At 65.6% G+C, this 12,148-nt stretch carries 11 protein-coding genes; 7 read left to right on the top strand and 4 right to left on the bottom strand.

Annotated elements, in window-relative coordinates:
- Positions 1-4: 4 nt before the first annotated feature.
- Positions 5-1,057: an isopenicillin N synthase family dioxygenase gene (locus tag ACFYOW_RS04370; RefSeq protein WP_387284418.1), complete on the bottom strand. Its 1,053-nt coding sequence runs from the start codon at positions 1,055-1,057 to the stop codon at positions 5-7.
- A 392-nt stretch (positions 1,058-1,449) separates the two neighbouring features.
- Here ACFYOW_RS04370 and ACFYOW_RS04365 point away from each other — a divergent pair, with 392 nt between their 5' ends.
- Positions 1,450-2,070: a hypothetical protein gene (locus ACFYOW_RS04365; protein ID WP_387284416.1), complete on the top strand. Its 621-nt coding sequence runs from the start codon at positions 1,450-1,452 to the stop codon at positions 2,068-2,070.
- A gap of 3 nt (positions 2,071-2,073) precedes the next feature.
- Here ACFYOW_RS04365 and ACFYOW_RS04360 read toward each other — a convergent pair whose 3' ends face one another.
- A complete protein-coding gene (locus ACFYOW_RS04360) occupies positions 2,074-2,853 on the bottom strand; it encodes a helix-turn-helix domain-containing protein (RefSeq protein WP_387284414.1) in 780 nt (259 codons plus the stop codon).
- An 88-nt stretch (positions 2,854-2,941) separates the two neighbouring features.
- Here ACFYOW_RS04360 and ACFYOW_RS04355 point away from each other — a divergent pair, with 88 nt between their 5' ends.
- On the top strand, positions 2,942-3,319 hold the full coding sequence (locus ACFYOW_RS04355) for a nuclear transport factor 2 family protein (protein ID WP_387284412.1): 378 nt from the start codon (positions 2,942-2,944) through the stop codon (positions 3,317-3,319).
- Between the two features lie 215 nt (positions 3,320-3,534).
- Here ACFYOW_RS04355 and ACFYOW_RS04350 read toward each other — a convergent pair whose 3' ends face one another.
- A complete protein-coding gene (locus tag ACFYOW_RS04350; RefSeq protein ID WP_387284410.1) occupies positions 3,535-4,485 on the bottom strand; it encodes a Ku protein in 951 nt (316 codons plus the stop codon).
- A complete protein-coding gene (locus ACFYOW_RS04345; RefSeq protein WP_387284408.1) occupies positions 4,485-5,588 on the bottom strand; it encodes a lycopene cyclase family protein in 1,104 nt (367 codons plus the stop codon). Before ACFYOW_RS04345 ends, ACFYOW_RS04350 begins: the two co-directional genes overlap by 1 nt.
- A gap of 460 nt (positions 5,589-6,048) precedes the next feature.
- On the opposite strand from ACFYOW_RS04345, the gene ACFYOW_RS04340 reads away from it, so the two are divergent.
- The 5 genes from ACFYOW_RS04340 to ACFYOW_RS04320 are packed head-to-tail and all read left to right on the top strand — an operon-like array spanning position 6,049 to position 12,141.
- Entirely contained in the window at positions 6,049-7,086 is a 1,038-nt protein-coding gene (locus ACFYOW_RS04340; protein WP_387284406.1) for a 3-oxoacyl-ACP synthase III family protein, read from the top strand.
- Position 7,087: 1 nt separating this feature from the next.
- Positions 7,088-7,996 carry a hypothetical protein gene (locus tag ACFYOW_RS04335; RefSeq protein ID WP_387284404.1) on the top strand — a complete coding sequence of 303 codons (909 nt, stop codon included), beginning with the start codon at positions 7,088-7,090 and terminating at the stop codon, positions 7,994-7,996.
- On the top strand, positions 7,993-9,684 hold the full coding sequence (locus ACFYOW_RS04330; protein WP_387284402.1) for a fatty acid CoA ligase family protein: 1,692 nt from the start codon (positions 7,993-7,995) through the stop codon (positions 9,682-9,684). The genes ACFYOW_RS04335 and ACFYOW_RS04330 overlap by 4 nt, the downstream gene beginning before the upstream one ends.
- A complete protein-coding gene (locus ACFYOW_RS04325; RefSeq protein ID WP_387284400.1) occupies positions 9,657-10,709 on the top strand; it encodes an NAD-dependent epimerase/dehydratase family protein in 1,053 nt (350 codons plus the stop codon). Before ACFYOW_RS04330 ends, ACFYOW_RS04325 begins: the two co-directional genes overlap by 28 nt.
- Before the next feature lie 13 nt (positions 10,710-10,722).
- Positions 10,723-12,141 carry a cytochrome P450 gene (locus ACFYOW_RS04320; protein ID WP_387284398.1) on the top strand — a complete coding sequence of 473 codons (1,419 nt, stop codon included), beginning with the start codon at positions 10,723-10,725 and terminating at the stop codon, positions 12,139-12,141.
- The last annotated feature ends 7 nt before the right edge of the window (positions 12,142-12,148 follow it).

Below are 12,148 nucleotides of genomic sequence, written 5' to 3'. Positions count from 1 at the left end.
GTGCTCACTCCGGAGTACGTTTGTTGCTTGCCGCGGCGAGGGCTCGTGCCGCTTCGCGAGTGGCATTGGTATTGGGTTGCAGGGCACGAGAACCGGCGAGTTTTGTGCGCAGGTGCTCGGCGACGGTGATCGGGGCGTATTTACTGCCCGCACCGAGGCAAGAGGGGAGCGTTTCGATGACGGCATCCGGATTGCCGTCGTGGAAAAAGGCTGCGCTGCGGCGTCTTTGGATGGTGCCATCGGTGATCGGCGGCATGACCCGGTGCAGGGTGGAGAGCCAGCGTTCGTTGGTCCAGCGCGCCATCACGTCGCCGAGATTGACCAGCAGGGCGTCGTCGGCGGGTTGTACGTCGTGCCAACGGCTATCGGCGCCGACGACCTGGAGACCGGGGACCTGGTCCGCCCACAAGACGGTGACGATGCCGTAGTCGGTGTGTTCGCCCATACCGGTGAGTTCGTCTTCGAGATCCACGGTGCCCGGCGGCAGCGCGTAGTTGTTCATCCGCAGGACGTCGAGGGAATGGTCGGTGAACCTGGTGAAGTAGCCCGGTGGCAGTTCGAGGGCGTCGGCGAAGATGGTGGTGAGGGTTCGCGCGACGCGCGCGGCGTGTGCGAAATAAGTCTCCACGGATGTGCGGAAGCCGGGAACCTCCGTCGGCCACAGGTTTTCGGCGTAGTCGCTCGCGGACAACTCGACCGCCGGATAGGCGGTCGCGGGGATGCCCACATTGAATGCCTCGAAGTAATCGTTCATGCGCGCGGTGTACGAGCCGCCGAGGCTCAGGCTGAGGCTCTCGCTCTTGGGCGGTGAATAGCCGCGATTGATTTCGGGCGGGGTGCGATAGACCTGTTTGGTCGCCGATTCGAGGTCGAAGAAGCTGTCGAGTGCGGTCGCGAAGTCGTCGAGCAGCGGTTGTGGGATTGCGTGGCCGGTGATCTGCATGAAGCCGACGGTGCTCGCGGCGGCGTCGATTGCGCGGGCAACGGCCCGGCGTTCGGCCGGGGCGCCATCTCCGACGTAGGCCGAGATATCGATGACCGGCACATGGAATTCCACGGCAGTGTCCTTCCCTCGACAACATCTAGATGATAGGCGACAGCAATCAGAATTTGCTGGTCTGGCCAGCGGGCCGCACTCGGCCGGGCGCTGCATATGCGGCCGAACAGTCCACTCGAGGTGATCGAATCCGCATCGAGCCCAATGCGCACAACGGCGAGTGGTTCGCAGTGTGAGCAGCCGCTATGTCATCTCCGGGCGATCGAGGTGGAGGTGGTCGCTGCGGGGCGATTCCGGCTCGGCGCACGGACTTCATCACCTTCCCGGCGACCATGCGGGACCGCTGGCATCCGGTCGACGACGAGCCCGGCTGTTGGTCATCGCCCATCCGTCCCTGATTCCGCTGGTGCGATTCGCCAGCGCGGGCGCCCCGCAGCCGCGATGATTTGCGAGTGGACGACATCATGTATCGGGACACCCGGCTCGCGCTGCATGCGGTAGGGGAGTTGTTGATCGCGGGCCCGCAGTACCGGCGCTTCGGGACCATCCGGCTACGGGTAGTGCACGGTGGTTTCGGCGGTGCGCAGTGGCCGGTGTCGGTGGTCGGTACCGATCTGGTGTGGCCGGAGGGCCGGGTCGCGCTCGCGGGCACCTTCGACAAGGTCGCCGCTGCCGCGGGCTTCGAACCCGAGGCACCGGCGAACGTCTACGCCGATACCACCGGAGTCGACCCTGGCGACCAGCTCGCTGTCGATCCCGCGGCGGCGGGGGTCATCGCGGACTGGTTCGCGCTCGGGGATTCGACGCTGCGCTGCACAGCGCCCGATGTCATCCCGGTGCTGTGGCCGGAGCATTTCGATTTGTCCAGCACCCTCAATGAGGTCAATTACGGTGTATCACCGGGTGATTCAGCGCATCCGGGTCCGTACGCCTATGTCAGCCCATGGACGCCGCGCACCGGCGAATTCTGGAATGCCTCGTTCGGCGCGCTGCGCTCGCGCGAGGAGGTGAACAAGGCTGCCGCCCTGCTCGATTTCTTCGAAGAAGGCAAAGCGCGGGCCGCCGAGTCCTGACGATCACCTGGCGAATGAGTGCAGGTAGGCGCTGGTGGTTCGATCGGCAGGAAAGTAGGACTCGATGGCGATCTCGTCGAGGTTCACGTCGAAGGCCGCGCCGAAACGCATGATCGTATTGAACAGCGACAGCTGTGTGCCGCGGTGGTCGAGATGGATGGGCAGCGCGACCTCGGACGGATCTACCTGCGGAAAAACGGCTTCCGATGCGAAGGTGCTCAATTCCGCGTGCAACTCGGCCAATTCGGGATCTCCGGACAGCGCCGCCTGCCGCGCGAGGCGAGGCAGCAGGAACCCGCGCACCTGCTCGATATTCCGCACCCGCGGCGCGAATCCCTTGGGATGCAGGCCAATTCGCATCATATTGACAGGTGGCTCCAGCAGCTCCGCGGCCACACCCTCGAAGAACACCTCCGCCGCCGTGTTGGCGAACAGCAGATTCCACTGTCGATCGATGGCCAGCGCCGGAAACGGTTCGTGGGCATCCAATACGCGCCGGACCGCGGCGCGTGCCTGCGCAAGATCCGGATCGTCGAGTGCGCGATGCCGGTACGTCGGCGCGTAGCCGGCCGCGACCAGCAGCCGATTGCGTTCGCGCAACGGGATCTCCAGATGTTCGGCGAACCGCTCGACCATCGCCGGGCTCGGAATGGTGCGCCCGGTCTCCACGAAACTCACATGTCGCGTGGAGATGCCCGACTGCACGGAGAATTCGAGCTGGCTGAGTCTGCGCCGCAGCCGCCACTCGCGCAGCAGCGCTCCGACGGGGCGTTTGCTATCCACCTGGCCAGTATCACCACACCACGCGAGCAGCCGCCATTACATGCCTGGTAATCGACAGGCTTACCGTGCGCTTGCGACGGTTGCCGCTATGACGAACAACCTGGCAACCCGCAATAGAGATCTCTTACTCCACGGCCTCGCCGAGTTCAGTGCGGGCAATATCGAGGTACTGCGAGACCTGTTGCACGAGAACTTCATCGAGCACAGTCCGGGCAATCCGTCCGGCCGTGACGCCTTCATCGAGTTCATCGCGAACGCGCCGGTGGCCGCGGCCCGACTGGAGATCAAACGGGTCATCGCCGATGACGAATATGCGGTCGTGCACTACCACATGATCGCGCCCGACGATGCCCGAGGCGTGGCGGTGGTGGATATCTGGCGGCTGGTCGACGGCGTGATCACCGAGCACTGGGATGTCGTACAACCGGTGCCCGAGGCCGGCCAGCTCCCGCACGGCATGTTCTGATCCGGGCTAGCGGGCGCCGCGCCCCACACCGGCCAGTCGGCCGCGGCGGTTCAGCGTCCGCTTGGTGCCCGGCGGCACCGCGGACAGGGCGTCGTCCGTGGAATGCAGTTCGGGCTCATAGGGCGACCCAGCATGCGTTATCCGGGCTGTCCAGATGTTCGGCCACCGAGGTGAGCGACCACGAGGTGCACGGCTTGGTGGTGGTGTGTAGTCGGTTATGCGCCCTTGCGGGCCGCTGCTTTCTTCGCGGTCTTCTTGGCGGGCTTGGCGGCGGTCTTCTTGGCCGCAGACTTGGAGGCCGCTGCCTTGGTGGCCTTCTTCGCCGGTTCCGCCTTGGCCGTGGGCTTGGCGGCTGTCTTGCCCGAACTCTCGGCGGTTCGTCGTCCACTGGCCTCCAGGCTGCGTTGCAGTGCGGCCACCAGGTCGACGACCTCGGCGTCCATCGCGGCGGGCGCCTCCTCGGGCTGACTGACCACCTTCCCGGTGCCGCTGGCGATGGCCTCGTCGAGCACCTTCTGCAGCTCGATCTGGTACTCGTCGGTGTATTGCTCGGGATCGAAATCGTCGGACATGGTCTCGACCAGCGTCTCGGCCATCTTGATCTCCTGCGGCTTCGGCTCGGCGACACCGTCCAGGGATTCGAATTCGACGGCACGGACCTCATCGGGCCATAGCAGCGTCTGCAGCACCAGTACGCCGTCGCGCACCCGCAGCGCCGAGAGCCTGGTCTTCTGCCGGAGCGTGAAGTGTACGAGCGCGGTCCGATCGATGCGCTCCAGTGTGGTCGCCAGCAGGACGTAGGCCTTGGGGGTATTCGAGTCGGGTTCGAGGTAGTAGCTCTTCTCGAACAGGATCGGGTCGATCTGGTCGTTGGGTACGAACTGCAGCACCGGAATCTCGTGCTTCTCGGCGGCAGGCAGCTTCGAGAAGTCCTCGTCGGTCAGGATGACCTTGTCCCCCTCGGGGGATTCGTAGGCCTTATCGATATCGGCGTATTGCACGGACTTGCCGCAGACCGTGCAGACGCGGTCGTATTTGATCCGGCCACCGTCCTTGGCATGCACCTGGTGGAACCGAATGTCGTGGTCCTCGGTGGCCGTGTACACCTTGACAGGGACGTTTACCAGCCCGAACGCAATCGAGCCCTTCCAGATAGCTCGTGCCATCACTCCATCATGGACGAACCGATTCGAATAGGCGAGCGAATCGGAATCCCGAGTGTCGCGGTCGCGACGCGCCGACGCAGCGGTGCGGGCAGGGTGGCGAAGAGGGTGCGCATGGCGGCGACGGTGCCGCCGAGATCGGTGCGGCCCGACAGATACGCCCGTTGCAGTTCCGGTGGCAGGGTGAAGAAGGCATCGAAGAAGACGGGAAGGTCGGTGGGTGGCAGTGCGAGCAGTGCGCGCAGACCCGCGGACCGCAACGCGTGTACCGCTCGCGCCCGGGCAGGCCATGCCGACGCATCGCGGGCGACAGTGTCGGCGGCGGCGAGCGATGCGGTGACGCTGTAACCCGTTGCGGGATGGGTGAATGCGCCCGCCGCGCCGAACCGTCGCTGTCCGGGGTGGCCGCCCTGCACCGGGAAACGCACGCGCTCGATCGGTTCGGTGCCGGTGAGTTCGATTCCGCGCGAGCGCAACCGGTGGTGCAGGCGGTCGCGCAGCACCGCGGTGTCGAGGGCGGGGCGTCCGGCGAGGCAGGTCTCCTCCAGCAGCATCGTCTCCGCGCTGAGCGGCACCGCGTACAGAAACGACCGTGGCGCATCGGGTTCCGCGCCGTTGTCCACGCGCCAGTCCATGAACAGAGGTTCGATGTCGGCGTCGCGTCGCACGACCACGCCGTACGCGGTTTGCTCGGCGAGTTCGGAGGAGCGGGCAATTCCTCGTGCGTCGATAACACGTTTCCCGCCGAATATTGTTTCCGAAGCCAAAGTCACTGTGTTGTGCCGAATTTCGACAACCCGATCGGTAACTATTTGCGCACCGTCGAGATTCAATGAATCCCACAACCGCGCGGAGTCGAAGACGACATAGGTTCGGTCGAGTCGATGCGACCTCGTACCCCAGGCCGTCGGATGCTCAACGGTAGTGGCGACAACCGACGGATCCAGCCATCCCGGCAGCTCGTCGTACCACCCCGCATACGTCGCCGACCAGCGTCGATCCGGCACCGGATCGATTGCGGTGACCGACATTCCGTGCGCGAGACAGCGGTGCGCGAGCGCGCGACCGGCGGGCCCGAGACCGCAGACGACGATGTCCGCGGTCATCGCGTTCCCCATGCGGAACGCGGATGCGGTTGTGGCACAGCGAGTTCGGTGGTGTGCAGGGCGGACCCCTTCGTTGTCGGCGCGGTTCGTCGGTCGTGCGGAGCTTACTGCCGGACGGTCGGGTCACCGTTGCGCTGTGATAGTTCACGGATATCGACGGTGACATTCTTCATAATGCGATCATGTCAGATCTCGCTTTTCCAGCAACGATGTGACTCGCCAGTAGCACCCTGCCGTCATCTGGCTGGTCACATTGTCCGGTGCGCCGTATGCTCGGCGTTGTCAAACGGGATTGCCCAGGGTCGGGCAATTCGGATCCGATTACCGAAATCAATGTTGATTTCGGAACCTTCTGTTCTCGCGATCGCGTGGAACGGAATTCCCGCATCATCTGCCCGCGGCCGTTGTCGTGCCAGCCGGGGAGTTCGTGCTGCCCGTCTCTGTCGAAAGGACCGCTACGGTGAATTCTTCCCGATTACGCGCCCTGGGAGCCGCCCTTCCGGACGGCGAATACACCACTTCGGAAGTACTGAGTCGGATGACGAGCGGCGGCGAGTTCGACGTCGAGCGAATTACCGGCATCAGTCATCGCTATATGGTCGACCGCACCAGCGAGGACACCCTGACCCTCGGCGCGCGGGCCGCGCGGGACGCGCTGGCGAAGTCCGGATTGGACGCCGCCGACCTGGACATCATCATCTGCGGCGGCACCACCGTGCATGACGGATTCCATATGGTCTTCGAACCGTCGGCGTCGCAGGAGATCGCCCGGCGCATCGGCGCGGTCAATGCCTCCGGCTATGACGTGGCGAATGCCTGCGGCGGCACCATGACCGGAATCTATCTGTTGGACAATCTGATTCGCGCGGGTGCGGTGCGCAATGGCATGGTCGTCACGCCCGAGGTGATCTCGCCGGTGACCGAGGGTGCACTCGCCGAGGCCGTCGATGTACGCGATCCACAGTTCGCCGCACTCACGCTCGCGGATGCCGCTGTCGCGGTCATTCTGGACCCCGCAGTGGACGAGCAAGACGTACTGCACTACGTCGATCTGACGACCTGCGCCGAGTACTCGCCATTGTGTATTGCCAAACCGAGCGATGCCAGCGAGAACATGATCATGTTGACCGACAATCTCACCATGCAAGCCGCGCCGCGCCGGGAAACATGGGCGAAATTCCACCGCGATATCCTCGCAAAGCGCGGCACCACATTCGCCGACGAGAAGTTCGACTTCATCGTGTTCCACCAGCTCGGCGTCGGATTCACCGAGAAGCTCGCCGAATCCGGCAGCAAGATTCACGGCACCGCGATGCCGCCGCGGCTGGCGACCGTCGAAAAGTATGGCAACACCGGGGCAAGTACGCATTTCCTGGTGCTGTACGACTACATTTCCCGAGGCGAGATCCCGAGGGGGGCCAAAATCTGTTTCGTGCCGACGGCCTCCGGAATGGTCTTCGGTGTCCTTTCGGCAACTATCAGCGCATTGGTGGGATGAAATGACGTTCATTATTCGGCGTTCCGCCGTCAGCGCCGACCCCACCCTGGGTTCTATCGACCACGCCGTGCGGGCGGCCGGGGAGTGCCTCTCGGGCGCGGGCGTCGAGCCGGGCGATATCGACGTGCTGATCAATGTCGGCGTCTACCGCGACAGCAATATCGTCGAACCATCCAATGCGGCGCTTATCCAGAAGGAATTGGGGATGCACCTGGACTACCAGGTCGGCTCCTCGCGGGCGGGATTCTCGCTCGATCTGCGCAATGGGGCCTGCGGCGTGCTCAACGCATTGCAGGCCGCGGGTGCGCTGCTGGAGAACGGCACGGTCGAGCGGGTGCTGATCGTCGGCAGCGACGCCCATCCCGGCGGCGTCGGACACGCGCCGGCCGACTTCCGATATGCCGCGGTCGGTGCCGCCTTGTTGGTGACCAAGGGGATCGATGAGGGCACCGGCTTCGACCGCGTACATATCCCGGCGCCGCTGCCGCGCGCGGTCGGCACCCATCCCGGGGTCGCCGGGTATCTCGATCTGAAGGCGATGGGTAACGACGGGCAGCGCTCGATCACGGTCGATGTCGCCGACGACTACGCCGAATTGGTCAGCGGCGCAGCGTTTGCCGCGGTCCGCCCGTACCTGGCCGAACGTCCGGAGGGGCGGCGCGTACTGGTCACCAATAACCCGGTGCCCGACTTCGCGACCACCCTGGCGAGCGAGTTCGGTTTCGTCCGAACCCATCAGGCCGCGACCGGCGACCTGGACGCGGGCAGCTCGGGTTTGATCATCGGCTACCACCAATTGCTCGAGGCCGGTGAACTGTCGGCCGGTGACGAATTGCTCTTGGTCGCCGCGGGATCCGGTCCGATCGCCGGCTGCGTGAGCTACACCGTTCCCGTCGGCGGTGCGGGGTGAGCCAGGAGCCCGCAGATCTGAGCGCGCTGCTGGAGCACCAGATCCGGCAGCGCGCCGACCTGCCCGCTATCAGCTATCCGACCGTCGCGCATCCCGAACGTGCCGAACGCGCAGCGGATCTCGACTTCGCGGTGCTGACCTTCGCCGAACTCGGCGCGCGGGTCGAGGCGTATGCCGCGGCCTTCGAACGGATCGGAATCAGCAAGGGCGTCAAGACCATTGTCATGGTCAAGCCCGATCCCGACCTGTTCGCGGTGATCTTCGCGCTGTTTCGGGTCGGCGCGGTGCCGGTGGTGGTGGATCCGGGTATGGGCGTGCGCCGCATGCTGCATTGCTTCCGCAGCGTCGGTGCGGAGGCGTTCATCGGTATACCGCTGGCGCATCTGGTGCGGCTGGCGGCGCGGCGCACCTTCGGGTCGGTGCGGGTGCGTGTGACGGCCGGACGTTCGTTCTGGGGTGGGCACACCTTGCTCGCCATGCGACAGACGCCCGGTGCGGCCGCACCCGAAATCGACCATGCGCCCGACGATCTGCTGATGATCGCTTTCACCACCGGCAGTACCGGACCGGCCAAGGGAGTGGAGTTCACCAGGGCCGGATTCGCGGCCTCGCTGCGGGCGATCGAGCAGTTGCACTGTCGCCCAACGGGTTTCGTCTCGCTGACGTCGGTGCCGCTGTTCGGCATCTTCGATCTGCTGCAGGGTGCGCATGTGGTGCTCGGCCCGGTCGATCCGGTTCGGGTGTCCAAGGCCGATCCCGCACTGCTCACCGATGTGGTCCAGAGTTTCCAGGCCACCGATATCACCGCATCGCCCGCCCTGCTCGGTCCGCTCGGCGAATATCTGACAAGAACCGGGATCACGCTGCCGAGTCTGGTTCGGGTCATCTCGATGGGCGCGCCCGCGAACCTCGATGCGCTGGTGGGGGTTAGGGCCGCTCTCGGTGAGTCCGCGCGTGTCTTCACCACCTACGGTGCGACCGAGGCATTGCCGCTGACCACCCTCGAATGGTCCGAACTCGACGAAACCCGCAAGCAGACCGCCGAGGGCGCCGGCACCTGCGTCGGCCGCCCGATCGCGGAATCCGACAGCGATACCAGAATACGGATCATCGCCGTCTCCGATGACGAAATCCCCACCTGGCGTGAGGATCTCGCGCTGCCGCAGGGGCAGATCGGCGAAATCGTCGCCACCGGTGCGCAAGTCAGCACCGCCTACCACCGCAACCCGGCCGCCGATGCCCGCAACAAGATCGACGAAACCCGCCCGGACGGCACTGTCCGCCGTTGGCATCGCGTCGGCGATCTGGCCTGGCAGGACGAATCCGGCCGGTTGTGGTTCTGTGGCCGCTCGGCGCAGCGGGTCCGCACCGCGGCCGGTGACCTGTTCACCGTGCAGTGCGAGCAGATCTTCAATACTCACCCGGATGTGCACCGCACAGCGCTCGTCGGCGTCGGCGTGCCGGGTGCGCAGATCCCGGTGCTGTGCTTCGAATTGCGGTCCGGGGTGGTGGAATCCGAGATCCCACGGGTCCAGCGGGAACTGTGGTCCATAGCGCGCGAGCGCGAATTCACCAGATCCATCAAGGTATTCCGCGCCCATCCCGGATTCCCGGTCGACATCAGGCACAACGCCAAAATCGGGCGCGAGGAATTGGCCGTATGGGCCGGAAAGGGTATGACGCCATGAAGGCTTTGGTCACCGGGGCAACCGGATTCCTCGGCAGTCATCTCGTCGACGCCGCGGTGGCGGCCGGTGACGAGGTACGTGCCGTCGTTCGGCCGTCGAGCGATCTCGGCTACCTGTCTACGGTGCCCGAAATCGAAACGGTGGCAGGCGATCTCGGCGACTACGAATCGCTGGTCACCGCATGTAAGGGCGTCGATGTGGTGTATCACAGCGCCGGGCTGGTCGCCGAGGTCGGTAGCCGGGCGCAGTTCTGGGAGGCCAATGTCGAGGGCACCCGGCGGCTGATGAAGGCCGCGCGGGAGGCCGGTGTCGGCCGGTTCGTCTTCGTCAGCAGCCCCTCGGTGGCGACCTCCTATGACACCGACCGCTTCGGCATCGACGAGTCCGAGCCGTACGTGACAGCCCCGAAGAGTCTGTACGTGGAGACCAAGGCCGCCGCCGAACAGCTCGTCCTGGCCGCCAACACCCCGGATTTCGTGACCTGCGCGCTGCGACCGCGGATGATCTGGGGACCGCGTTCCTCGGGTTGGATGACGCTGCTGCTGCGAAAGTTGAAGTCCGGCAAGCTGCCCGACCTCTCCGGCGGCAAGAACGTCATGGTGTCGATCACCTACTGCGAGCATGCCGCGCAGGCCTGTCTGCAGGCGGCGCGCTCGGATCAGGTCGCGGGCAATGCCTACTTCCTCGCTGACGCCGAGGATGTCGATCTGTGGAAGTTCGTCAAGGATCTCGCCGTCGCCTTGGATCTGACGCCACCCACCCGGACCATTCCCAAACCGGTATTCGACGCCGCCATCGCGGTTTTCGACACCATTTGGCGAGTGCAGGCGATCAAGGAGCGCTACGCGCCGCCGCTGTCCAGCTGGACCACCGCGGCACTGACCGTCTCCAGCACCTATGACACCAGCGCGGCCACCCGGGATTTCGGCTACGCGCCGACGGTCTCGCTGGCCGACGGCCTGGCGGCCTACGTGGACTGGGTCGGACAGATCGGCGGCGTCGACGCCGTCATCGCTCGCGGATGACTAGGAGACTCGCATGATGACCACCCGGCTCGCCAGCCGCCCGACCGGCACGAATGCGGTGCCGACCGCACCGGGCGCCCTACCCCTCATCGGCCATTCACACCGCCTCGCGCGCAGGCCGTACCGCTTCCTGCAGACGCTGTCGGACCTCGGACCCGTGGTGCGGGTGAAGATTCCGGGTTACGACACCTATGTCGTCACCGAACCGGACCTGATCCGCGAGGCCTTCGTCGGCCTGTCCGATCAGGGGGCGATGATCGATCGCGCGGAGGCGCTGCTCGGCGCCGGCGTCACGGTGCTGTCGGGCCCGCAGCACAAGCGGGAACGCCGAATGATCGCCCCGGCCTTCGCGCGCGGCCGCATCGCGCAGTACGCCACCGTAATGACGCGTCTGGGCGCGGAACAGGCCGATGCCTGGCGTGACGGTCAAATGGTGGTCGTCGATACCGAGATGCACGATCTGGCGCTGCGCACGGTCGCGGGGGCGCTGTTCAGCGGCGACCTCGGCGCGGAGACCGGTGCGGAAATCCACGAGATGCTCACCCCGGTCATGACGCTGCTCGCCCGCCGCGTCACCCGTCCGGCGTGGATCGACAAGCTGCCGCTGCCCGGCAACCGGCGCTTCGAAGGCCTTGTCGCCGGGATGAAGTCGGCGACCAGCAAGATCATCGCCGCCTACCGTGCGGACCTGGCCGCCGACCCGAACCTGGATCACGGCGACTTGCTGGACACCCTGATCAAGGCCCGCGACGAGGACGGTGTCGCGCTCACCGATGCTCAGGTGCACGACGAGCTGATCAACTTCCTGGTCGGCGGCACCGAGGCCACCGGCATGACGCTGTCCTGGGTGTTCCACGAGCTGGGCCGAAATCCCGAGCTGGAGGCCGCTTTCCACGCGGAGATCGACGCGGTGCTCGGCGGCCGCCCGGCCGAATTCGCCGATCTCGGCCGACTCGATCTGACCAAGCGGATCGTCACCGAAACTCTGCGCAAGTACTCGCCGTGGCTGACCGTCCGCGATGTGCCCGCGAACTACGAACTCGGCGGCAAGGCGCTGCCGGAGGGCGCCATGTTGCTGGTGTGTCCCGTTGCGGTACACCGGGATCCGGCGATCTTCCCGAAGCCCGATGAATTCGACCCGGACCGCTGGCTGCCTGCGGCAATGGAGTCCCGGCCCAAGGGCGCGTACCTGCCGTTCGGTATGGGCACCCGGCAGTGTCCGGGAAACGTGTTCTCGCTCACCGAGGTTGCCCTGCAGGTTGCTACGATCGGCGGGCGCTGGCGCCTGCGCCCGATGCCCGGTATCGCGGTGCAAGAGACGGTGATCGGCGCCCTGGTGCACCCGAAGTATCTGCCGATGCGGGTGGTGGCCAGGCAGGTGCAAACCGGGCACATCGCGGATTCGTCAGGGAGCGAACGCGGCGCGGCTTAACGAGTGA

The organism is Nocardia sp. NPDC006982 (assembly GCF_042869435.1).
Lineage (GTDB): Bacteria > Actinomycetota > Actinomycetes > Mycobacteriales > Mycobacteriaceae > Nocardia.
Note: the sequence above shows the minus strand (reverse complement) of the source record. Positions and strands in the feature narration are given on the sequence as shown.